Genomic DNA, 23,039 nt, shown 5'->3' with positions numbered 1-23,039 from the left:
CCTCAGTCGTCGAAGGGGCCGGTGGCAACGAAGGCACCACCCTGGTAGACCCTCGACGGATCGTCCGCCGCCGGCATGGGCTGGGCCTCGACCTTGGCGCGGAACTGCTCGGAGCTGTCCTTGGGCTGGAAGCCCAGGTGCGCGGCCAGGCGGTTGTCCCACCAGCTGTCGCGGTTGTCGGAGGCGCCATAGACGATGGTGTGGCCGACATCGGGGGTGGTCAGGCTGCGCAGGATGAGGTCGGTCAGGTCCTCGTAGCTTAGCCAGGTGGCGAGCATGCGGCGATTCTGCGCCTCGGGGAAGGAGGAGCCGATGCGGATGCTCACCGTCTCGATGCCATAGCGGTCGAAATAGAAGGTCGCCAGGTCTTCGCCAAAGGCCTTGGACAGGCCGTAGTAGCTGTCCGGACGCTGGGGCACGCTGGCGTCGATGCGCTGATCCTGGCGATAGAAGCCGATGACATGGTTGGAGCTGGCGAAGATGATGCGCTTCACCCCGTGGCGCCGTGCGGCCTCATAGAGGTTGAAGGTGCCGCGGATGTTGGCTTCGAGGATGGGCTCGAAGGCATGCTCGGTGGAGATGCCACCGAAGTGCAGGATGGCATCAACGCCTTCCACCAGGGCATGGACGCCGGCCTTGTCCGCCAGGTCGCAGGTCACCACCTCTTCCGCCGGCCCCTGGGCGGCGTCCATCGGGGCGATATCGGACAGGCGCAGGATCTCGGCGTGGGGCTTGAGCCGCTGGCGCAGCTCCTTGCCCAGACCACCGGCGGCGCCGGTCAGCAACAGACGATGGAAATGGGATGAGCGGGCTTCGGACATGACTGGGTGCCTTCTTATGGAGTTATCTGGCAAGAGGTACGACATCCCACCTCTTTTCACGATTCTCGCGAGCGCCCAGGGTCCTGTCAATGCTACCTAAGCGGACAGGCAGGGCAGCCTTAGCCTGAATGTCGCGCCCTGTCCGGCGATGCTTTCCACGTGCAGACTGCCGCGGTGCGCCTTGACGATCTGGTCGGCGATGTAGAGCCCCAGGCCTAGGCCGGCGATGTTCTCGGTACCACTGGCACGCTCGAACTGGCGGAAGATCAGCGCCTGATGCTCCACCGGGATACCGATGCCGTGGTCCTTGACGCTCAGCTCCACCTCAGCCCCGTCGCTGCGCAGGGAGATTTCTACGGGCCGACCGGCGCCGTATCTCATGGCGTTGGTCAGCAGGTTGGTGATCACCTGCTCGATGCGGAATTCGTCCCAGAAACCGGGCGCCGGACCTTCGGCGTGCAGCTCCACGGGACAGCCGGCGGCGGCGAATTGCGAGGCGAAGCTGTCCACCACGGTATTCACCAGGGCGGCGAGATCGCACTGCGAGGGGCGGATGGACAGCTTGCCGGTGCGGATGCGCGAGATGTCGAGCATGTCGTCGATCAGGTGCACCAGGCGCTGGATCTGGCGCTCGTCGCGCTCGGCCATGCCAGCCAGCTTGTCGGGGGTGAAGGCTTCCAGCTTGCCCTTGTCCAGGTACATACGGCGCAGCTGGGCTTCGAGCATCAGGGTGTTGAGTGGCGTCTTGAGTTCGTGGGAGACCATGGACATGAAGTCGTCCCGGGTACGCACCGCCTGCTGCAGCTCCACCTGGGTCTGGCGCAGCTCGGCCAGCAGGATCTCCTGCTCCTGACGGCTCTGTTCCAGGGCCACCAGCTGCTCGGCCAGGCGCTTGCGGTGCCAGTAGAGGTCGACGAAGACGCGGGTCTTGCTCTTGACCGCATGGACATCGAGGGGCTTGTGCAGGAAGTCCACCGCACCGCTCTCGTAACCCTTGAAGGCATAGTTGAGATCGCGACCGGCGGCGCTGACGAAGACGATGGGGATATGCCGGGTCTTTTCCAGGCCGCGCATCATCTCCGCCAGCTCGAAGCCGTTCATGCCGGGCATCTGCACATCGAGGATCGCCAGGGCGAATTCGTGCATCAGCAGGAGCTCCAGCGCCGCTTCGGCGGAGGTGGCCTGGAAGATCTCCAGCGCCTCGCTGCGCAGCAAGGCTTCCAGTGCCAGGAGATTCTCCGGCAGGTCGTCTACGAGCAGGATCTTCGCCTGCTCGACGGGTACTTCAGCCATGATCGCGTTCCAGCTCGATGAGCAATAGATGGATGCCCGGCACATCCAGCACGAAATCCGGGTGGAATCTCTTCAACGCCGCCTCGGGCATGGTCGGCACCTCGGCCGATTGCGGCGACTGGACGACGGTCACCGCGCCGTTCTGAGCCAGGGCCTGCAGACCACTGGCCCCGTCATGGTTGGCACCGGTGAGCAGGATGCCGCAAACCTGTTCACCCAAGGCATCGGCCGCGCTTTCGAACAGCACATCGATGGACGGCCGGGAAAACTGCACCGGCTCGTCGCGCGAGAGCGACAGGGTGAAGTCGTCTTCCACCAGCAGGTGATAACCCGGCGGCGCGAAATACAGAGTGCCCGGCAGTATAGCGTCCTTGTCCTCGGCTTCACGCACCTGCAGGGCGAGCCGCGCCTGGAACAGCTCGGCCAGGCGCGAATTGCGGTCGTCCGGCAGGTGCAGAACCACGGCCAGCGGCAGGCGGAAGCTGGCTGGCAGCGTCGAGAGCAGACGCAGCAGCACCTGCAGCCCGCCGGCAGAGGCTCCGATGACGATGAGGCGCAACGGCTTCACGGGTGGGAACATGCTAGAGCCTGCGGAACAGGCGTTCCTGCTTCACCACCGGCTCGAAGTGGCTGGCATAGGCGGAGAAGTCCAGCGACTCCTTGCTGCCCAGGCCGAGAAAGCCGCGGTGACTCAGGGACTCGTGGAACAGGCCGAGCGCCCGGTTCTGCAGATTCTTGTTGAAGTAGATGAGCACGTTGCGGCAGGACACCAGCTGGGTCTCGGAAAAGACGCTGTCGGTGGCCAGGCTGTGGTCGGCGAAGGTCACGTTGGCGATCAGCGACTTGTCGAACAGGGCGCCGTCGTAAGCCGCGGTGTAGTAGTCGGAGAAGGCCCGGGTGCCGCCCGCTTTCTGATAGCTGGCGGTATAGGCGCGCATCCGCTCCAGCGGAAAGATGCCCTGGCGGGCCTTCTCCATGGAGCGCGGATTGATGTCGGTGGCATAGAACAGGGTACGGTCGAGCAGCCCCTCTTCCTGGAACAGGATGGCCATCGAGAAGACTTCCTCACCGGTGCTGCAACCGGCGATCCACACCTTGAGCGAGGGATAGGTGCGCAGCACCGGCACGACCTGTTGGCGCAGGGCGAGGAAGTAGCCCGGATCGCGAAACATCTCGCTGACCGGGATGGTGATGAATTGCAGCAGCTCGGCAAACAGCGCCGGATCGCGCAGCACCCGCTCCTGCAGGGCCGAGATGCTCGGGCAGTCGAAGCGTGTCAGCGCCTGCAACACCCGGCGCTTGAGCGAGGCCTTGGAATAATTGCGGAAATCGTGGCTGTATCTCAGGAAGACGCCTTCCAGCAGCAACCTCAGCTCAATGTCCTGCAGCCGTTCGCTCATGACTTACAGGCGCTCCAGCGAGGGCATCCAGACGCGGATCAGCGAGAACAGCCGATCCAGGTCGATGGGCTTGGCCAGGTAGTCGCTGGCACCCGCGGCGAGGCAGCGCTCCTGGTCGTCCTTCATCGCCTTGGCGGTGATAGCGATGATCGGCAGCTTCTTCATGTGCGGTCGCTTGCGGATCTCGCGCATGGCTTCGTAGCCGTCCATCATCGGCATCATGATGTCCATCAGTACCAGGTCGATGGTGTCGCTGTTGTCGAGCTTTTCCAGGGCTTCCAGGCCGTTGCGGGCGATCTCCACCTTGGCACCCTTCTGCTCCAGGGCGCTGGTGAGGGCGAAGATGTTACGCACGTCGTCGTCCACCAGCAGCAGGGTGCGGCCGTCGAAAGCCTTCTCGCGGCTACGGGCGCTCTCCAGCATGCGCTGGCGATCGAGCGGCATGTCGGCCTCGATCTTGTGCAGGAACAGGGTCACCTCGTCGAGCAGCCGCTCCGGTGAGCGAGCGCCCTTGATGATGATGGAGCGCGAATACTTGAGCAGCGTGGCTTCTTCGTCACGCGACAGGCTGCGACCGGTGTAGACGATGACCGGCGGGAAGGAGCAGATGTCTTCGCTGGCCATGCGTTCGAGCAGTTCGCCGCCTTCCATGTCGGGGAGCTTGAGGTCGATGACCATGCAGTCGTAGACCTCGTCGCGCAGCAGATCCAGGGCCTGACTGCCCATCTCCACCGCAGTGATCTCCACGTCGACGTCGCCGATCAGCTTGGCGATGCTGTCACGCTGCAAGGCGTCGTCTTCCACCAGCAGCACGCGCTTGATGCCAGCGGCGAACTTGGACTCCAGGCGGGTGAAGGCTTCGCGGAGTTCGTCGCGGGTGGTGGGCTTGATGGCATAGCCGACCGCGCCCATGTGCATGGCGGTCTCGACGCGGTCCGAGGCCGAGACCACGTGCACCGGGATGTGGCGGGTCAGCGGATTTTCCTTGAGCCGCTCCAGCACCGTGAGGCCGGAATGATCCGGCAGCCCCATGTCCAGCAGGATGGCGTCGGGGCGGTATTCCAGGGCGATGGCGAAGCCTTCCTCGGCACGATGGGCGACCAGGCAGCTGTACTTCAGCTCATGGGCGAGATCGAAGAGGATCTGGGCGAAGGGCACTTCGTCCTCGATCACCAGTACCCGGCGATCCGGATAGGGCCAGTTGTCTCGGTCGTCGGCGAAGGCCGCACCCACGGGTGCCGCCGCCTCGGTGATCGGCGCCGGTGCGGATGGACGCGGGGTAGCGGCCAGGGTCGCCAGGGGCATGGGCGCGGACACCGGAGTGGTAGCCACGGCAGGCGCGCTCACCGGCGTCACTGGCAGAGTGGGCGCAGCGGCTTCCTGGTATTCCAGCGGCAGACGCAGGGTGAAGGTACTGCCCTCGCCCGGCTGGCTGGTGACGCTCAGCGTACCACCCAGCAACAGCGCCAGATCGCGGGAGATCGACAGCCCGAGCCCGGTACCGCCATAGCGACGGGTGATGGCGCCGTCCGCCTGGCGGAAGGCTTCGAAGATCAGCTCCTGCTGCTCGGCGGCGATACCGATGCCGGTATCCCTGACGGCAAAGCTGGGCTGGCCATCCTCCAGGGACAGGCGCAGGGTGACCTGGCCGTGTTCGGTGAACTTGAAGGCGTTGGACAGCAGGTTCTTGAGGATCTGTTCGACCCGTTGCCGATCGCTGAAGAAGGACGTTGGCATCTGCGCGTCCAGTTCCACCTCAAAGCCAACGCCCTTGTTCTGGGCCACCGGTTCGAAGGCGGTCTTCAGGGCTTCCACCAGGCGGCGCACGGACATCTGCTCCGGGCGGATCTCCAGCATGCCGGCCTCGACCTTGGAGATGTCGAGAATGTCGTTGATCAGGGTGAGCAGATCGTTGCCCGCCGAATAGATGGACTCGGCGTAGCGCACCTGCTCGCCGCTCAGGTTGCCGGCCGGGTTGTCCGCCAGCAACTTGGACAGGATCAGCGAGCTGTTCAGCGGCGTGCGCAGCTCGTGGGACATGTTCGCCAGGAATTCGGACTTGTACTGGCTGGCCCGCTCCAGCTCGCGCGCACGGTCCTCCAGCAATTGCTGGGCTTCGTTCAGGCGATTGTTGCGGTCATCCAGCACATCGCGCTGTTGCAGCAGTTCCTGGGCCTGCTCGGACAGCTGCTCGTTGGTCTGCTCCAGCTCGGCCTGCTGCTGCTCCAGATGAACCTGGGATTCCTTGAGCGCCTGGGACTGTTCCTCCAGCTCTTCGTTGGCCGTGCGCAGTTCTTCCTGCTGCACCTGCAGCTCTTCGTTGAGCTGCTGGGTTTCCGCCAGCACCTGCTGCAGGCGCTGGCGATAACGGGCCGCCTCCACGGAGGAGCCGATGGAGTCGGCGATCAGCGTCAGCAACTCCTTGTCCTGTGGCTGCAGGGCGCGCAGGAAGCCCAGTTCGAGCACGCCATTCACCCGACCGTCGTTCTCGATGGGCACGATGAGCGCGGCGCTGGCCTGGCGCTCGCCCAGGGCCGAATTGACCTTGAGGTAGTCGGCGGGCAGCTGGTCCAGCGCCACCGCGCGCCCTTCCAGTACGGCCTGGCCCGCCAGGCCTTCGCCCGGTGCCAGCCGCTGGCGACGGCGACGCCCCTCGTCATCCAGGGCATAGTCGGCCACCCGCTCCAGGGTGCCGTCATCGAGGCGGACATAAAGAGCGCCAGCGGCGGCGCCCAGGTAGCGCGCCAGGAATTGCAGGATGCTCTGCCCCAAGGGCGCCAGCGCCGCCTGACCAATGACGGCCTCGGACAACTGATTCTGGCCCGAGCGGAACCAGCTCTGCCGCTCCAGATTCTCGGTGTGCTCGGCCTGCTGGTCGAGCAGGCCGGTATAGGTGGCGGAGAGCCGCATGAGTTCGCGGCGACCGAAGAAGGCCATGATGCCTGACAGCAGCAGGCTGACGATCAGGAAGGCGGCGACGAACACCACCGTCATGCGGCTGGCCGTCTCGGTGCGCTCGGCGCGCATCTGCTCTTCGTAGGCGATGAAATCGGTGTAGTCGCGGCGGATGCTGTCGATGCGGTTCTTGCCCTGGCCGTCGCTCAGCGGTGTCTGGAAGTCGCCACCCAGCCGCCGCGCTTCGATCACCTGGCTCGCATACTGGCGCCACTCCCGGTGCACCGCCGCGATCCGTTCCAGCCGGCGAATCTGCACGGCGCTGTCGCTGACCAGATTCTTGAGCTCATCGAGCTGTGGCTCGACCTCGGGCAAGGCCCGCTCATAGGGCTGCAGGAAACTGGTGTTGCCGCTCAGCAGGTAGCCACGCATCCCGGTTTCCAGATCGACCACCAGCCGGAAGTTGGCGTTGGCCTCGCTGATGACGCGGTCGGTGTGCTCGACCCACTGGGTGACCCGCAGCAGGTAATAGATGATGGCGATGAAAAAGATCGCGCTGAAGACGCCGATGCTCAGAGGCAGCGAGAGATTGCGTTTGAGGATCTTGCTGAAGTGCTTCTGATCGAGGGGCGACTCGCGATTCATGGGGTCTGAAAGCCTTGTACGGGACGAAACGATCGGCGACGGCAAAGCCTCTGCCTACGGGGTAGGCCGTCACCAGGAAGTCACGGCCGGGCACCGCTCGGGGACCTGGCGCGCCTTGGCCGGCCCCTCGCGAAACCGCCTGGGGAGTGCACGCTCGCCAGGACAGAGACGCCCGTTCGCTAAGGCTGTCGCCCTGGCTGGCGCCGACTCCCAACCTCGCCGATCGACTCCGGACGCAGCCTGCGTCCGTGTTTCACATCAGCGACGGGCGATTACCCAGACGGCATGGATGATACCCGGAATATAGCCCAGCAGCGTCAGCAGGATGTTCAGCCAGAAGGCACCGCCAAAGCCGACCTGCAGGAAGACGCCCACGGGAGGCAGGATGATGGCGAAGATCAGGCGGATAAGGTCCATTTCAGGCTCCAGTAGTGAGCAGGCAAGAAGATGCCTCTCAGACTGGCAGGGCCCGAATCAGGTTCCGGCAGGCAATAAAAAACCCCGCCGAAGCGGGGTTTCGTAGACTTAACCCGACATCCCTGTCGGGCCGCCAATCCTTGGCCATCTATCCTTGAGAGTCTCTGCCCGACATCCGTGCCGGGGGGCCATCCTGGCCATATTTCCTTGAAATCACCTGGAGCGCTGGGTACATCCTGTACCGCGATCCGATGGGTGTAGATTACGCAGCTCCCCTGGACTAGGCGATGGCTTATCGCGGCGACGTCATGTAAGCCAAAGCTTACACGGCATGGCTTTTTAGCTTGCCAGTCAACAGTTTAGAAAGCCTCCTCAGCCAGAGCGTAGAGCGGCTGCGCGCCACTGCGCACGGCGGCCTCCAGGCTCAGGGTACGGGGCAGCAGACGAGTGAAATAAAACCGTGCGGTGGCGAGCTTGGCCTCGGCGAAGGCCGCGTCCTGATCCGCCGCCGCGGCAGCGGCACGCGCCCAGAGATAGCCATAGGCGACATAGCCGAACAGGTGCAGGTAGTCCACCGAGGCCGCGCCGAGCTGGTGGGGATCGCTGGCACCGGCCTGCAGCAGCCATTCGGTCACCCCGTCCAACCGCTCCAGCGCCTGGCGCAGGGGCGCGGCGAATTCGTTGTCCGCCGGGAGACCGGCGAGATAGCCGTGGACCTCTTCGCTGAAGGGTCGATAGAGCGCCCCGCGGCTACCGGCCAGCTTGCGGCCGACCAGGTCGAGCGCCTGGATACCGTTGGTGCCCTCGTAGATCTGGGTGATGCGCACGTCGCGCACCAGTTGCTCCTGTCCCCACTCGCGGATGTAGCCATGGCCACCGAACACCTGCTGGCCGATCACGCACAGGTCCAGGCCAAGATCCGTGAGGAAGCCCTTGGCCACCGGGGTCAGCAGCGCCACCAGGGCTTCGGCACGTTCGCGCTCGGCGGGCTCGGGGCTGTACTTGGCGGTGTCGAGTTGCAGGGCGACATAGCTGGAGAACAACCGCCCGCCTTCGTTCAGCGCCTTCATGGTCAGCAGCATGCGGCGCACGTCAGGGTGCACGATGATCGGGTCGGCGTTCTTGGCGGCCTGTTGAACACCGGCAGGCGAGCGGCTCTGCAGGCGCTCGCGGGCATAGGCCAGGGCATTCTGGTAGGAGCGCTCGCTCGACCCCAGGCCCTGGATGCCAACGCCCAGGCGCTCATAGTTCATCATGGTGAACATGGCAGCCAGGCCCTTATTGACCTCGCCCACCAGATAGCCGACCGCGCCGTCGAAGTTCATCACGCAGGTGGCGGCGCCCTTGATGCCCATCTTGTGTTCCAGCGAGCCGCAAGCCACGGCGTTGCGCTCGCCCAGGGTGCCCGCCTCGTCCACCAGGATCTTGGGCACCAGGAACAGCGAGATGCCCCGAGAGCCGGCCGGTGCATCGGGCAGCTTGGCCAGCACCAGGTGGATGATGTTCTCGGTGAGGTCGTGCTCGCCGGCGGTGATGAAGATCTTGGTGCCGGTGACGCGGTAGCTGCCATCGGCCTGGGGTTCGGCGCGGGTGCGGATCAGTCCCAGGTCGGTACCGGCGTGGGGCTCGGTCAGGCACATGGAGCCGGCCCACTGGCCGCTGTAGAGATTGGGCAGATAGGCCTGCTTGAGTGCCTCGCTGCCGTGGGCGTGCAGGGCCAGACAGGCACCGGCGCTGAGCATCGGATAGAGACCAAAGGCCAGGCAGCTGGCGTGCATCATTTCCTCGACCTGGGCGGTGAGCACCTTGGGCATGCCCATGCCGCCGTATTCGGGATCGCCACCGACGCCGACCCAGCCGCCTTCGGCGAAGGCCTGGTAGGCCTGACGGAAGCCCTGCGGCGTGGCGACCTCGCCGTTCTGCCAGTGGCAGCCTTCTTCATCGGAATTGCGATTGAGCGGCGCCAGTTCCTGGGCGCACAGCTTGCCGGCTTCTTCGAGGATGGCATCGGCGGTCTCGCCGTCCACCACCTCGGCCAGGGCGGGCCACTGACTCCAGCGGTCCTTGACCTTGAGGACGGCATCCAGCACGAAACGGATATCGCGAAGCGGCGGGGTGTAGTCAGCCATGTCGAGTCTCCTCGGAAGGTGTTCTTGTCGGTATGACCCGAGTGTAAGACCGAACCGGAAGGGAGACATAGGTTCATGATCTGACCTGGCGGTCAGCCGATCGGAGGTCCGCGCCGGCTGGCTTTTTCGCATGCGTGAAAAAGCGAAAACCCCGCCGAAGCGGGGTTTTCAGAGGAGCTTCGTGCGCTTAGTAACCGAGCGCGAAGTCTTCCTCGGCCAGGGCCATCAGGCTGCCGGCACCGGCCAGCAGCGCCTCGGCATGGGCTCGGGTACGGGGCAGCAGGCGCTCGTAGTAGAAGCGCGCGGTGGCCAGCTTGGCCTGGTAGAAGGCGGCCTCGTCGGTACCGGCGGCCAGCTTCTCGGCGGCAACCCGGGCCATGTCGGCCCAGAAGTAGGCCAGGCAGACATAGCCGGAGTACATCAGGTAGTCGACGGCGGCGGCACCTACCTCCTCGCGATCCTTCATGGCGGCCATGCCGACCTTGAGGGTGATCTCGCCCCACTCCTTGTTCAGCTTGGCCAGCGGCTCGACGAAGGCCTTGAGTTCGGCATTCTCGGCCTGGGCCTGGCAGAACTTGTGCACCACCTTGGTGAAGGCCTTGAGCGACTCACCCTGGGTCATCAGCACCTTGCGACCCAGCAGGTCGATGGCCTGGATGCCGGTGGTGCCCTCGTAGAGCATGGCGATGCGCGCATCGCGCAGGTTCTGCTCCATGCCCCACTCGGCGATGTAGCCATGGCCGCCATAGATCTGCACGCCATGGCTGGCGGCCTCGAAGCCGACCTCGGTCATGAAGGCCTTGGCAATGGGGGTGAGGAAGGCCATCTGGGTCTCGGCCTGCTGCTTCTGCTCTTCGTCCTGGCTGTACTTGAGGATGTCCACCAGCTTGGCGGTGTAGTAGATCATCGCCCGGCTGCCTTCGGCGAAGGCCTTGATGGTCAGCAGCATACGACGCACGTCGGGGTGCACGATGATCGGATCGGCGGGCTTCTCGGGCGCCTTGGGACCGGTCAGGGATCTCATCTGCAGACGCTCGCGGGCGTACTTCAGACCACCCTGGAAGGCTACCTCGGCATGGGCCAGACCCTGCAGAGCAGTGCCGACGCGAGCGAAGTTCATGAAGGTGAACATGCAGTTCAGACCGCGATTCGGCGGGCCGATCAGGAAGCCCGTGGCCCCATCGAAGTTCATCACGCAGGTGGCGTTGCCGTGGATGCCCATCTTGTGTTCGAGGGAACCGCAATGCACGGCGTTGCGTTCACCAGCCGCGCCGCTGGCGTCGGGCAGGTGCTTGGGCACGATGAACAGCGAGATGCCCTTGGTGCCGGCAGGGGCATCGGGCAGGCGGGCCAGCACGATATGGACGATGTTCTCGGCCATGTCGTGTTCACCGGCGGAGATGAAGATCTTGGTGCCGGTGATAGCGTAGCTGCCGTCCGCACGCGGCTCGGCCTTGGTGCGCAGCATGCCCAGGTCGGAACCGCAGTGCGGCTCGGTCAGGCACATGGTGCCGGTCCACTCGCCGGTCACCAGCTTTTCCAGGTAGGTGTGCTTCTGCTCGTCGGTGCCGTGCTGTTCCAGGGTGTTCATGGCGCCATGGGACAGGCCGGGGTACATGCCCCAGGACCAGTTGGCCTGGCCGACCATTTCCGACAGGGAGATGCCGAGGGACTCGGGCAGGCCCTGGCCACCGTGGGCCGGGTTGTGCGCCAGGCTCGGCCAGCCGCCCTCGACGAACTGGGCATAGGCTTCCTTGAAGCCATCGGGGGTCTTCACACCCTCTTCGCTCCAGGTGCAGCCCTGCTGGTCACCGATGCGATTGAGCGGGGCCAGGACCTGCTCGCAGAACTTGGCACCTTCTTCGAGGATGGCGGAGACCATGTCCGGGGTGGCATCACCGCAGCCGGGCAGGCTCTGGTAGTGCGCGTCATAGCCCAGCAGTTCGTCGCGAACGAAGCGGATGTCCCGCAGGGGAGCCTTGTATTCGGGCATGACTGTTACCTCTTTGCGAATGCTTGTTGTCGAGGGGGCGGCAGCGTCGCTGCGGACCTTCCGCCAGGGCGTTTAAACAGTTGTTTGAAACTTATGTTCTAGCCCTGACCTTGTCAAGCGCGGCGAGGACGAGCGGAACGACCGGTCAGTCCGCCAGGGCCAGGGCTTCGCTCAGCTCTGCTGCCCTAGTCGGGCGCACCACCCGCGCCAGTTCCTGGCCATCCTTGAAGACGATCAAGGTCGGCCAGAGCTTGACGCGGAAGGAGCGCCCCAGGCGCCGCCCGGAGCCATCCTCGATCTTGAGATGGCGCACGGTGGGATGCTCTGCCAAGGCCGTCGCAAGCAGCGGCTGGGCGGCGCGACAGTGCCCGCACCAGGGCGCGCCGAATTCCAGCAGGGTCACCCCCGGTAGCGCGTCGACATCGGTCCGGGCGGGCTCCTGAGCGGCATAGGTGGTGGTAAAGGTCATCGCGAGGCTCCTGAAGTCGGTTCCAACGGTGGACAAGTCGCTGGCGGGACTGCTCGGTCACGGAAAAAGGATTAGGGTCGAAGCTGCGGTACGCCCCGATCTCCCGACAATAAAACAAGGCGCTCCATTTCTGCCTCCGTCTCCGCCCTTTCTTGAGGCCCGCCATGAGCCAGACAGCGACTTCCGTTTCACCCGCCACCCTGCGCAAGGTCATCTCCGCCGCGTCCATCGGCAACTTCGTCGAATGGTTCGACTTCGCCCTCTACGGCTTTCTCGCCACCCTGATCGCCGCGCACTTCTTTCCCAGTGGCGACGCCACTGCCGGGCTGCTCAAGACCTTTGCCGTATTCGCCGTGGCCTTTGCCTTCCGGCCGCTGGGCGGCATCGTCTTTGGCCTGCTGGGTGACCGCATCGGCCGTAAACGGGTCCTGGCGCTGACCATCCTGATCATGGCCGGCGCCACCGCCCTGATCGGTATCCTGCCCAGCTACGCCACCATCGGCATCTGGGCACCGATCCTGCTGACGCTGATCCGCTGCGCCCAGGGCTTTTCCGCCGGCGGTGAGTACGCCGGTGCCTGCGCCTACGTGATGGAGCATTCGCCGCGCGATCGCCGCGGTCGCTACGGCAGCTTCGTGCCGGTCTCGACCTTTCTCGCCTTCGCCAGCGCGGCCCTGACCGCCTGGGGCCTGGAACGACTGCTGGGTGCCGCCACCATGGCCGACTGGGGCTGGCGCATTCCCTTCCTGGCCGCCGCCCCCCTGGGTCTGATCGGCCTCTACCTGCGCCTGAAGCTGGACGAGACACCGGCCTTCCAGGCCCTGGAAGCCGACCATGAGGTCAGCCATTCGCCGCTGGGCGAGACGCTGCGGCTGCAGGGTCGCTCCATCCTGCGCCTGGGGGCCTTCATCTCGCTGACGGCGCTGTCCTTCTATATGTTCACCACCTACTTCTCCACCTACCTGCAGCTGGCCGGCGGCTTCGACCGGGCCGCGGCGCTGGCCATCAGCCTGATCACCCTGTTCGCCGCCGCGGCCGCCTGCCCGGTGCTGGGACGTGTCACCGACCGCATCGGTCGGCGCATGACCACGGTGCTGGCCAGCCTGGTACTGGCCGCAGGCGTCTATCCGGCCCTGCTGCTGGCCAGCAGCGGCCAGTTCGGCAGCGCTCTGCTGGGTTCCCTGCTGCTGGGCGCCGGGGCAGTCCTGTGCAACGTGGTGACGGCACCGCTGCTCAGCGAGGTCTTCCCGACCCGCACTCGCTACACCGCCGGCGCCATCACCTACAACCTGGCCTATACCATCTTCGGCGGCACCGCTCCGCTGATGGCGACCTGGCTGATCGGCGCCACCGGCAGCAATCTCTCGCCCGCGCTCTACCTGATCCTGGTCGCCCTGCTGGGTCTGGTCGGTGGCCTGAGCCTGCCGGAGACATCCCGGATCGACCTGGACGACGTCAGCGAGGGCGGCGAGGTCAGCTATCGCGCGGTGCGCGGCTAAACCGCTCGTCTCGTGAGCGGCACTTCCTCCGGGCCGGCCTGCCGATAGGCAAAAGGCCCGGAGTTTTCCCATGCCCGTCGATCACGATCTGCAACGCTTCGTCGATGCCCAGGCGACCACATACGCCACCGCCCTCGCGGAGATCCGCGCCGGGCGCAAGCGCAGCCACTGGATATGGTTCATCTTTCCGCAGATCCAGGGGCTGGGGCGCAGCGAGACCGCTCAGCACTACGCCATCGCCTCCCGTGACGAGGCCAGTTCCTACCTGGCGCATCCCGTACTGGGACCGCGCCTGCGGGAGATCACCAAGGCGGCGCTGGAGCATCCGGGACTGTCCGCGACCGCGCTGTTCGGACAGCCGGACGATCTCAAGTTCCACTCCAGCCTCACCCTTTTCGCCGCCGTGGCCGAAGACCCCGAGCCCTTTCGCGAGGCGCTCAAGACCTTTTTCGCCGGCCAGCCGGACGAGGCCACCCTGACGCGACTCTGCTAGCGCCAGAGCCCCGGCAGCGCGCCTGCGCGCCCCGTGACCGGATCGGTTGTCGGCACCGGTACCTGGGCGATGAGTTCGAGCGAACGCCCATGGGCCGTTGGATCGGCGCGCTGGGTGATGAAGTCCTGCTGATCGGGCGGGTAGGCGCCCACCACCAGGAAGTCCGCGCTGGACTGCAGGTTGCGGTGGCCGGTGCCCGCCGGTAGCACCACCACATCACCTGCGGTCACCGCCACATCCTGCCCCTGCTCGCCGCCCAGGCGCAGGGTAGCCTGACCACGCGCCACGCCCAGGACTTCATGGGCGTTGGGATGATAGTGATGGTAGCTATAGACGCCGTAGCGCCATTGCGGCGGCCAGGCATTGTCGGCGAACAGTCGCTCCAGCGCCGCCGCGCGGTCGGTCCCTTCCAGAGGAACCTGGCGATAGAGCAGCACGGGCAGGCGGCTATTGGGAATGACGCCGTCGTCGGCGAAATGCAGCTGCTCGGGCTGACCGGCCCCCACTGGCGCGGCCAAGGCCACGGTGGTGGGGGCGAGACCCAGCACCAGGGAGAGGATGGAGAGTGATGGGCGATGCGACATGCGGGACTCCAGGGGGCTTTGCCAATGGAGGCCCGCATGTCGCCGGGGTTCAGCGTCCGCGACGAGGGGCTAGGCCAGCCACTCCCGCAACAGCGCCGTGGTCCGTTCCGGCAGCTCCAGTGGCGGCAGGTGGCCGCAGTCGTCCAGCACCACCAGACGCGAGCCCTGGATACCGGCTTGCATGAGTTCGGCCTCGGCAGGCGGAGTGAGCTGATCCTGGGCGCCAACCGCGATGAGGGTGGGCACCTGGATCTGGGCCAGGGTGGGCCTCGAATCGGGGCGGTCGATGATCGACTGCTGCTGGCGCAGGAAAGCCTCCTTGCCCACCGCCTTGCCCATGGCCAGCACGGTATCGGCCACCGCCGTGCCCAGGCGCGAGGCATGAATCAGGCGTGGCAGCAGTTGCGGACTGATGCCGAGAAAGCGACCGCGCTCGGCCAGGTCGAGCATGGCGCGACGCTGGGTGGCACGCTCGGGGGTATCCGGGCTGGCCATGGTGTCGAACAGCGCCAGTCGCGCTACCCGCTCCGGCGCCTGGCGCAGGATCTCGAAGGCCACATAGCCACCCATGGACAGGGCGCCCAGGGCGAAACGCGGCGGCGCCTCGGCCAGGACCCGGCGGGCCAGCGCGGCGATGCCGGCGTCACGGGTGAGGTCGGGGATGAACACCGGGCAGGTGTCGGCCAGGTCGGCAGCCTGGGTGGCCCAGAGACGCTGGTCACAAAGCAGGCCGGGAAGCAGGATCAGGGGTAGCGCGTCGGTAGCTGTCATCACTAAGAACTTGAGAGACACTGCGGAAAACGCGCAGTGTAGCGCGGATCACCAGCGAACCCGGCGGGCTTCGCGGGTTCCAAGGGACATTGCCAAGGATCTGGAAACATCCATGCGTACTGAAGGCTTCTTCGACTGGCTCGGCGCGGCGCTCGGCCAAGTCATCCGTTTCATCATCGACCTGTTCGGCTCGGTCCTGGGCGGCATCGCCGATGCCGTGCATGACTTCCTCCATGGCATGGCGCGCTCCATCGGCATGGACGACTCCTATATCAGCTTCGTGGTCCTGGCCGTCGGCCTGTTGCTGCTCTACGCCGCGGTGCGAGCCTTCATGGCCCGCTCGATAGTGGGCGGCGTCATCTGGCTGATCCTGGGCCTGATGGTGATGGGCTGGCTGATTCGCGGCTGACTGGTCGCCAGGCCCGCTGCCTGGCACAGTAGGGCTCTCGATCGGCACGGATGCCGCCATGACCCTTCCTTTCTCCCACACCCTGAAGCGCCAGTGGCAACGCCTGCAGCCTGGCACCAGTTGCGCCCTCTGCGCCCGCTGGCTACCTGCCGGACTGCCGCTGTGCGAAGGCTGCGACAGCGAATTGCCCTGGCTCGGCCCTCATTGCCGGTGCTGCGCCCTGCCACTGCCGGTGGACGGCCTGCTGTGCGGCAGCTGCCTGGCCAGGCCACCGGCCTTCGACCAGGTGCTGCCCCCCTGGCGCTATGCCTTTCCGGTCGACACCCTGATCAACAGATTCAAGCATCGTGACCAAGGCAGCCTCGGTCGCCTGGCCGGGGCGCTGCTGGCGCGGCATCTGCAGCATCTGTTCGACGAGGGCCAGCCACGCCCGGAGCTGTTGCTGCCAGTACCTCTTTCTCCCCTGCGCCTGCGCCAGCGCGGCTTCAACCAGGCCGCCCTGCTGGCCGGCTGGCTCGGCAAGACCCTGCACCTGCCGGTCGAGGTCGAGCTGCTGCAGCGGGTTCAGGAACACCACAGCCAGCAAGGGCTGAGCGCCAGCGAGCGACGGCGCAATCTCAAGCAGGCCTTCGCCCTGGTGAAAGACGCTGCGCTGGAGGGTCGCCATGTGGCACTGGTAGACGACGTCCTGACCACCGGCGCCACTGCCGATAGCCTGGCACGCCTGCTCAAGCGCGCTGGCGCCAGGCGGGTCGACGTCTATTGCCTGGCGCGGACACCACCACCCGGCGACTAGCGGCTGTCACCAAAACGTCATTTAGCCTGACTAGCCTCGCCTGCACACCGTGAGGGAGCCATCAACATGCACAACGAACAGACCGATCTCGAACGCCTTGTCCATCTCAGCCGTCGACGCTTCATTGGCGCTGGCGCCCTGGCGGGAGCCGCCATGTTCCTCGGCGGTGGCCTGCTCGGGCGGAGCGCCCTGGCCGATGCCGTCAGCGAGGCCACGGGCAATCCCCTGATCGGCTTCGCCAACATCCCGGCTTCCACCGCCGACACCCTGGTGGTGCCGCCCGGCTATCGCGCCAGCGTGCTCATCAGCTGGGGCCAGCCGCTGCACACCAATGGCCCGGCTTTCCACCCCGATGGCAGCCCCGGCGCCGCCGACCAGGCCGTGCAGTTCGGCGACAACAACGATGGTATGGCCTTCTTTCCCTTCCCGGACGATCCGGACCGGGCGCTGATGGCGATCAACAACGAATACACCAACTACCGCTACCTGCTCAGCCACGGCACCCCGCCCAAGTCCCTGGAAGACACCCGCAAGGCCCAGGCCGCCGAGGGCGTCTCGGTGATCGAGGTGAAGCGCGTGGATGGCCAATGGCACTTCGTCCAGGGCTCGCCCTACAACCGCCGGGTGCATGGCAATACGCCCATCGCCGTCAGCGGTCCGGCTGTTGGCCACGACCTGCTCAAGACCGCCGCCGACCCGGCCGGACGCGAAGTACTGGGTACCTTCCAGAACTGCTCCAGCGGCGCCACCCCCTGGCACACCTACCTGACCTGCGAAGAGAACTTCACCGACGTCTTTGGCAGCCGCGACGCCAACCTGAAATTCGATGCGGCCCAGAAGCGCTACAGCGTCAAGCACGCCAGCGTGGAGAACGACTGGCACCTGCACGACGATCGCTTCGACCTGGCGCAGAATCCCAACGAACTCAACCGCCACGGCTGGATCACCGAGATCGATCCCTTCGATCCCCAGCGCAAGCCGGTCAAGCGCACCGCCCTGGGTCGCTTCAAGCACGAGAACGCCGCCCTCACCCGCACCCGCGACGGCCGTGTGGTGGTCTACATGGGCGACGACGAACGCGGCGAGTTCATCTACAAGTTCGTCAGCCGCGACCGCCTGCAGGACGATCCCAAGGCCAATCGCGACCTGCTCGATCACGGCACTCTTTACGTCGCCCGCTTCGACGAAGGCGACCGCGACCCCAACCGACCCAAGGGTCGCGGCCAGTGGTTGCCGTTGGTGCACGGCGAGCACGGCCTGACAGCCGCCAATGGCTTCGCCAGCCAGGCCGAGGTGCTCATCCATGCCCGCCAGGCCGGCAGCCAGGTCGGCGCTACGCGCATGGACCGCCCCGAATGGATCGCCGTCAGCCCCAAGGACGGCCAGGTCTATTGCACCCTGACCAACAACACCAAGCGCGGCGAGGACGGCATGCCGGTAGGCGGCCCCAATCCCCGCGCCAACAACCGCTATGGGCAGATCGTGCGCTGGCGCGAGAGCGGTGACGATGCCCTGGCCTTCGACTGGGACCTGTTCGTCATCGCCGGCAACCCCAAGGTGCATCCGGGCACGCCCGAAGCCGGCTCCCCGCAGATCAACGCCGAGAACATGTTCAACAGTCCTGACGGCCTGGGCTTCGACGCCGCCGGCCGGCTCTGGGTACTCACCGACGGCAAGTACAGCAACAAGGGCGACTACGAGGGCATGGGCAACAACCAGATGCTCTGCGCCGATCCGCGCAGTGGCGAGATGCGCCGCTTCCTGGTCGGCCCGGTCGGGTGCGAGGTCACGGGTCTGGCCTTCTCGCCGGACTACAAGACCATGTTCGTCGGCATCCAGCACCCCGGCGAGGAAGGCGGCTCCCAGTTCCCGGAGCAACGACCGGATGGTCAGCCCCGCTCCTCGGTGATGGTCATCACCCGGGAAGACGGCGGGGTGATAGGCGCCTGACCGGCGAGCGGATAGCGCTCGAGCCTTCGCCAAGGGGCTCGGGCATGCGCTAGCATCTCTCGGATGCAGGGTGGCAATCGCCATCGTCCCCCGTGACCGAGGAGCGCGCCATGTCTCATCCGTTCGAAAATCTGAGTCCCGACCTCGTCATCGACGCCATCGAAAGCCTGGGCTATCTCAGCGATGCCCGGGTGCTGGCCCTCAACAGCTACGAGAATCGCGTCTATCAGATCGGCATCGAAGCCGAGACCCCGCTGATTGCCAAGTTCTACCGTCCGGATCGTTGGACGGATGCCGCCATTCTCGAAGAGCACGCCTTTTCCGCCGAACTGGAAGAGCGCGAGGTGCCCGTGGTCGCACCCTTGCAGCGCGACGGCCAGACGCTGTTCACCCATGCCGGCTTTCGCTTCGCACTCTTTCCCCGCCGTGGCGGTCGCGCGCCGGAGCCAGGCGATCTCAACCAGTTGCATCGTCTGGGCCAGCTGCTCGGCCGCCTGCATGCGGTGGGTGCCAGCCGGCCCTTCCAGCACCGCGAGACGCTGGACGTCCAGGGCTACGGCCATGCCTCCCTGGACACCCTGCTCACCGGCGACTTCATTCCCAAGAGCCTGCTGCCCGCCTATGAATCCGTGGCGCGCGACCTGCTCTTGCGCCTCGACGAACTCTTCGAGAGCGTCAGCTACGACGTCATCCGCCTGCACGGCGACTGCCACCCGGGCAACCTGCTCTGTCGCGATGAGGCCTACCATATCGTCGACCTCGACGACTGCCGCCATGGCCCGGCCATGCAAGATCTCTGGATGCTCCTGGCCGGCGATCGCCAGGAGCGGCTGACACAGCTGTCCGAACTCATGGACGGCTATGAGGAATTCCATGACTTCCAGCCGCGCGAACTGGCCCTGATCGAGGGGCTGCGTACCCTGCGCCTGATGCACTACAGCGCCTGGCTGGCGCGCCGCTGGGACGATCCGGCCTTTCCCAAGAGCTTTCCCTGGTTCGGCAGCGAACGCTACTGGGGTGACCAGATCCTCACCCTGCGCGAGCAACGCGCCGCCCTGGACGAGGCGCCGCTGCGGCTGTTCTAGCCTGGGCACTCGAATACCTCTCTCCCTCGGGAGAGGGCAGGGGCAAGGGTAGGCCCCGCGATGAACTCTTCAGTGGAAAAGGCTGCGCCGTTTTCCACGCTACAACACTGATCGCGGCCATGGGCCACTCCTACAGCAACCTGATGCGTAGGAGCGGCCCATGGCCGCGATCAAACAATGCCTGTGGCCTGCGAAGCGGTCGCATCGGCGCACTGCCACGATCGCGGTTACGGGATGCCAGCCTGCTCAGGAATGACGACAGGGAGCGCCACTCACGCCCACATCCCGCCGCCCCTTGAGCTATCCTGCCCGGACAAGAAAGTTGCCTGCCTAAGGATTTCTCATGTCTGCCTTGCGCCAGGGTTATGCCCTGGGCCTCACCGCCTATGTGCTGTGGGGCTTGTTTCCATTGTTCTTCAAACTGCTGGCGGCCCTACCGGCGACCGAGATCCTGTTCCAGCGCATCCTTTGGTCCGCCCTGTTCAGCGCGCTGCTGCTGGTGGTCTGGCGCCATCGCGGCTGGTGGGCGGAATTGCGCGCCCATCCCCGGCGGCTGTTTTGGCTGGCCGTGTCCGGCGCGCTGGTGGCCTGCAACTGGCTGGTCTACATCTGGGCGGTCAATAACGCCCATGTGGTCGAGGCCAGCCTGGGCTACTACATCAACCCGCTGGTCAACATCCTGCTCGCCCTGGTGATCCTTGGCGAGCGGCTGCGCCCGCTGCAGTGGATCGCCGTGGGCCTGGCGGTGCTGGGTGTGGCCCAGCAGCTGTGGACCCTTGGGCAACTGCCCTGGGTGTCGCTAGCCTTGGCTCTGAGCTTCGCCTTCTATGGCCTGGTGCGGCGACAGACGCCCGTGGCTGCGCTGCCGGGCATGGTGGTGGAAAGCTGGATGCTGGTGCCGATCGCCCTGATCGCGCTGCCGCTGCTGACCCCGGGCGTAAGCCTGCAGGCGGAGGTCTGGCAGTCGTCCCTGGGCCTGCTGATCGTGCTGGCCGGTCCCGTCACCCTGATACCGCTGCTGTGCTTCAACGCCGCGGCGCGCAAGCTGCCCTATTCGACCCTGGGCTTTCTGCAGTACCTCGCCCCGACCCTGGTGTTGATCCAGGCGGTCTGGCTCTTTGGCGAGCCTTTTCCCCGTGAGCGACTGTTCGCCTTTATCTGCATCTGGGCTGGCCTTGCGGTGTTCAGCTTCGATCTCTGGCGTGCCAGCCGCAAGCTCAGAGCCAGTGCAAAGGCGCGTGAGCGGGAGACCGGCAAGGCCTAGCCCCCTCGAAAAGACCCGGGGCCAGACAGCAGAACGCCCCTCGCAAGGGGCGTCCGGTACCGCAGCGAGCCAATCAGGCTTCGCCAGCGGTCTGCATGCGCGCCAGTTCCTGGGCGTAGAGGGCGTCGAAGTTCACCGGCTGCAGCATCAGCGCGGGGAAGGAGCCACGTACCACCATGTTGTCCAGCGCCTCACGGGCGTAGGGGAACAGGATGTTGGGGCAGAAGGCGCCCAGGGCATGGGCCATGGACGCGGCGTCCAGGCCCTTGATCAGGAAGATGCCACCTTGCTGCACTTCGGCGATGAAGGCGGTCTCTTCGTTGTTCTTGACGGTGACGGTCAGGGTCAGCACCACTTCGTGGAAGTCGTCGCCCAGGGTCTTCTGACGGGTGGCCAGGTCCAGGTTGACGTTGGGCTGCCACTCCTGGCGGAAGATCTCGGGGCTCTTGGGCGCCTCGAACGACAGGTCGCGGATGTAGATGCGCTGAAGGGAGAACTGAGCGCCGTCTTCCTGGGCGCCGTTGGCTTGATCGGTCATGGTAGGGCCTTGAGTTATGAGTGTTGGTCAGGCGGACAGCAGCGGGTCGAGACGCCCGCTTCGGTCTAGGGCATAGAGCTCATCGCAACCACCGACGTGAGTGCTGCCAACCCAGATCTGCGGCACGCTGGTGCGGCCGGCCTTGCGGGCCATCTCGGTGCGCAGCGCCGGCTGGCCGTCGACGGAGATCTCCCGGTAGGCCACGTTCTTGCGATCGAGCAGGTGCTTGGCACGATGGCAGTAGGGGCACCAGGCACTGGTATAGATGACGACGTCGGTCATGCGCAGTCTCCAGTGGCCGATGGGGCGGCCACGCTAGGGGTCACTTCACCAGCGGCAGATTCTCTGCACGCCAGGTGGCGATGCCGCCGTTCAGGCGAGCGGCGGTGAAGCCGGCCTTCTGCAGATCGCCGCACACGGCACCGGCTTGCTGGCCGGCGCTGTCCACCACGATCAAGGTCTTGGCCTTGTGCTTCTCCAGTAGAGACAGGCTGCTGGCGACTTTCTCCTGAGCGATGTTCAACGCGCCGACGATATGCCCGGCGGCGAAGTCCTTGCTCGGACGGATATCGAGGACTACACCCTGCTCGCGGTTGAGCAGGTTGGTGAGCTCGCCGGTGGACAGGCTGCGACCGCCCCGACGGGTTTCGTTGAACAGCATCAGGGCGACGATGGCCAGGAAGGCGGCGACGAGCAGCGGATGATGGGTGGCGAATTCGACCAACCGACCGATAAATTCCATAATGAAAGAGCTATCCAAGAAGGGCTAAAAATGCCGGCCAGTATACACAGCCCCCCGGTAGCGCCATACCCTCGACGACCGCGGGTTATCGGCAGGTAACCAGCACACCTCAAGCTGCCTTCTTGGCGGTTTTCGCGACTCTGCCTAGGCTTGGCTTCCCGTCATTTTCAAGGAACCTCGCCATGACCTCCATCGCCCTGCTCGGCGCTACCGGCAATGTGGGCAGCCGCCTGCTCGACGAAGCCCTTTCCCGTGGCCATCAGGTCACCGCGCTGGTGCGCGATCCCGCTCGACTCGCTCCGCGGACCGGCCTCACCATGGTTGCCGGCGATGTCGCCAGACCGGAAACCGCCCAGGCCCTGGCCGGTTGCGAAGTATTGCTCAGCAGTCTGAGATTCGCCGACACGGCACCGGCCGCCCTCCTCGACTTCGCCCGAGCCGCGGGCATCCCGCGCCTGCTGATCGTCGGTGGCGCCGCCAGCCTCAGCCTGCCGGATGGCTCGCGCCTTTTCGATGCGCCGGCCTTTCCGGCGGAGTATCGCCACGAAGCCGGTGCCGGCATCGCCACTCTGGAAGCGCTCCGCGAGGTCAGCGACCTCGACTGGGTCTTCGTCAGCCCGCAGATGGTCTTCGCTCCTGGCGAGCGCACCGGTCATTTCCGTCTGGGCCGCGATGCCCTGCTGTTCGACACCGCCGGGGACAGCCGGATCTCCTACGAGGACTTCGCCGTGGCCCTGCTGGACGAGGTCGAACGGCCCGCTCACCATCGCACCCGTTTCACAATTGGCTATTGAGGTAGAAGTGCCCCTTCGTTCGCAGCCTGGCCGCCTGGTCGGGCTGTGAACG

Annotated in this window: 22 protein-coding genes; 8 read left to right on the top strand and 14 right to left on the bottom strand. The window is 65.7% G+C overall.

Annotated features, from left to right (window positions below; translation table 11 throughout):
• Window positions 1-2 precede the first annotated feature (2 nt).
• The 9 genes from APT59_RS01830 to APT59_RS01795 form a co-directional block, all read right to left on the bottom strand.
• A complete protein-coding gene (locus APT59_RS01830; protein WP_059313293.1) occupies window positions 3-821 on the bottom strand; it encodes an NAD-dependent epimerase/dehydratase family protein in 819 nt (272 codons plus the stop codon).
• A 96-nt stretch (window positions 822-917) separates the two neighbouring features.
• Entirely contained in the window at window positions 918-2,114 is a 1,197-nt protein-coding gene (locus tag APT59_RS01825; protein ID WP_059313292.1) for a hybrid sensor histidine kinase/response regulator, read from the bottom strand.
• Window positions 2,107-2,694 (bottom strand): chemotaxis protein CheB, encoded by a 588-nt coding sequence (locus tag APT59_RS01820; RefSeq protein WP_059313291.1) that lies wholly within the window; start codon window positions 2,692-2,694, stop codon window positions 2,107-2,109. The genes APT59_RS01825 and APT59_RS01820 overlap by 8 nt, the downstream gene beginning before the upstream one ends.
• Window position 2,695: 1 nt before the next feature.
• Complete coding sequence (locus APT59_RS01815) at window positions 2,696-3,514, bottom strand: CheR family methyltransferase (RefSeq protein ID WP_059313290.1); 819 nt, start codon at window positions 3,512-3,514, stop codon at window positions 2,696-2,698.
• 3 nt (window positions 3,515-3,517) lie between these two features.
• Window positions 3,518-7,054, bottom strand: a complete 3,537-nt coding sequence (locus APT59_RS01810) for a response regulator (protein ID WP_059313289.1) — start codon at window positions 7,052-7,054, stop codon at window positions 3,518-3,520.
• Window positions 7,055-7,312: 258 nt separating this feature from the next.
• Window positions 7,313-7,471, bottom strand: a complete 159-nt coding sequence (locus APT59_RS22040; protein WP_007159763.1) for a YqaE/Pmp3 family membrane protein — start codon at window positions 7,469-7,471, stop codon at window positions 7,313-7,315.
• A gap of 359 nt (window positions 7,472-7,830) precedes the next feature.
• Window positions 7,831-9,600 carry an acyl-CoA dehydrogenase C-terminal domain-containing protein gene (locus tag APT59_RS01805; RefSeq protein ID WP_059313288.1) on the bottom strand — a complete coding sequence of 590 codons (1,770 nt, stop codon included), beginning with the start codon at window positions 9,598-9,600 and terminating at the stop codon, window positions 7,831-7,833.
• A 187-nt stretch (window positions 9,601-9,787) separates the two neighbouring features.
• On the bottom strand, window positions 9,788-11,593 hold the full coding sequence (locus APT59_RS01800) for a phenylacyl-CoA dehydrogenase (protein WP_059313287.1): 1,806 nt from the start codon (window positions 11,591-11,593) through the stop codon (window positions 9,788-9,790).
• Between the two features lie 145 nt (window positions 11,594-11,738).
• Window positions 11,739-12,062, bottom strand: a complete 324-nt coding sequence (locus tag APT59_RS01795) for a thioredoxin family protein (protein ID WP_059313286.1) — start codon at window positions 12,060-12,062, stop codon at window positions 11,739-11,741.
• A 164-nt stretch (window positions 12,063-12,226) separates the two neighbouring features.
• Here APT59_RS01795 and APT59_RS01790 point away from each other — a divergent pair, with 164 nt between their 5' ends.
• Window positions 12,227-13,561, top strand: coding sequence for an MFS transporter (locus APT59_RS01790; protein WP_059313285.1), 1,335 nt, complete (start codon window positions 12,227-12,229; stop codon window positions 13,559-13,561).
• A gap of 70 nt (window positions 13,562-13,631) precedes the next feature.
• Window positions 13,632-14,054, top strand: coding sequence for a DUF1810 domain-containing protein (locus APT59_RS01785; RefSeq protein ID WP_059313284.1), 423 nt, complete (start codon window positions 13,632-13,634; stop codon window positions 14,052-14,054).
• On the opposite strand, the gene APT59_RS01780 is transcribed toward APT59_RS01785, so the two are convergent.
• Together APT59_RS01780 and APT59_RS01775 are read right to left on the bottom strand one after the other, a co-directional pair.
• A complete protein-coding gene (locus APT59_RS01780; protein ID WP_082696263.1) occupies window positions 14,051-14,638 on the bottom strand; it encodes a cupin domain-containing protein in 588 nt (195 codons plus the stop codon). The two genes, APT59_RS01785 and APT59_RS01780, sit on opposite strands and share 4 nt — an antisense overlap.
• A gap of 69 nt (window positions 14,639-14,707) precedes the next feature.
• Entirely contained in the window at window positions 14,708-15,409 is a 702-nt protein-coding gene (locus APT59_RS01775; RefSeq protein WP_059313283.1) for an alpha/beta fold hydrolase, read from the bottom strand.
• A 112-nt stretch (window positions 15,410-15,521) separates the two neighbouring features.
• On the opposite strand from APT59_RS01775, the gene APT59_RS01770 reads away from it, so the two are divergent.
• The 5 genes from APT59_RS01770 (at window position 15,522) to rarD (ending at window position 20,913) form a co-directional block, all read left to right on the top strand.
• On the top strand, window positions 15,522-15,818 hold the full coding sequence (locus APT59_RS01770; protein ID WP_059313282.1) for a hypothetical protein: 297 nt from the start codon (window positions 15,522-15,524) through the stop codon (window positions 15,816-15,818).
• Window positions 15,819-15,876: 58 nt separating this feature from the next.
• Window positions 15,877-16,614 carry a ComF family protein gene (locus APT59_RS01765; protein ID WP_237140561.1) on the top strand — a complete coding sequence of 246 codons (738 nt, stop codon included), beginning with the start codon at window positions 15,877-15,879 and terminating at the stop codon, window positions 16,612-16,614.
• Between the two features lie 66 nt (window positions 16,615-16,680).
• Entirely contained in the window at window positions 16,681-18,564 is a 1,884-nt protein-coding gene (locus APT59_RS01760) for a PhoX family protein (protein WP_059313281.1), read from the top strand.
• Between the two features lie 110 nt (window positions 18,565-18,674).
• On the top strand, window positions 18,675-19,649 hold the full coding sequence (locus APT59_RS01755) for a serine/threonine protein kinase (protein WP_059313280.1): 975 nt from the start codon (window positions 18,675-18,677) through the stop codon (window positions 19,647-19,649).
• Between the two features lie 343 nt (window positions 19,650-19,992).
• On the top strand, window positions 19,993-20,913 hold the full coding sequence (rarD, locus tag APT59_RS01750; protein WP_059313279.1) for an EamA family transporter RarD: 921 nt from the start codon (window positions 19,993-19,995) through the stop codon (window positions 20,911-20,913).
• A gap of 73 nt (window positions 20,914-20,986) precedes the next feature.
• Here rarD and secB read toward each other — a convergent pair whose 3' ends face one another.
• Genes secB through APT59_RS01735 form a run of 3 tightly spaced genes read right to left on the bottom strand, consistent with a single transcriptional unit; the run spans window position 20,987 to window position 22,193 of the window.
• Window positions 20,987-21,451, bottom strand: a complete 465-nt coding sequence (secB, locus tag APT59_RS01745; protein ID WP_059313278.1) for a protein-export chaperone SecB — start codon at window positions 21,449-21,451, stop codon at window positions 20,987-20,989.
• 27 nt (window positions 21,452-21,478) lie between these two features.
• Window positions 21,479-21,733 carry a glutaredoxin 3 gene (gene grxC, locus APT59_RS01740; RefSeq protein WP_059313277.1) on the bottom strand — a complete coding sequence of 85 codons (255 nt, stop codon included), beginning with the start codon at window positions 21,731-21,733 and terminating at the stop codon, window positions 21,479-21,481.
• Window positions 21,734-21,773: 40 nt separating this feature from the next.
• Window positions 21,774-22,193: a rhodanese-like domain-containing protein gene (locus APT59_RS01735; RefSeq protein WP_059313276.1), complete on the bottom strand. Its 420-nt coding sequence runs from the start codon at window positions 22,191-22,193 to the stop codon at window positions 21,774-21,776.
• 182 nt (window positions 22,194-22,375) lie between these two features.
• Between APT59_RS01735 and APT59_RS01730 the strand changes: the two genes are divergently transcribed.
• Complete coding sequence (locus tag APT59_RS01730; protein ID WP_059313275.1) at window positions 22,376-22,987, top strand: NAD(P)-dependent oxidoreductase; 612 nt, start codon at window positions 22,376-22,378, stop codon at window positions 22,985-22,987.
• Window positions 22,988-23,039 lie beyond the last annotated feature (52 nt).

Source organism: Pseudomonas oryzihabitans, assembly GCF_001518815.1.
Lineage (GTDB): Bacteria > Pseudomonadota > Gammaproteobacteria > Pseudomonadales > Pseudomonadaceae > Chryseomonas > Chryseomonas oryzihabitans_E.
The sequence above is the reverse complement of the archived record's forward strand: the minus strand, read 5'-3'. Positions and strand labels throughout refer to the sequence as shown.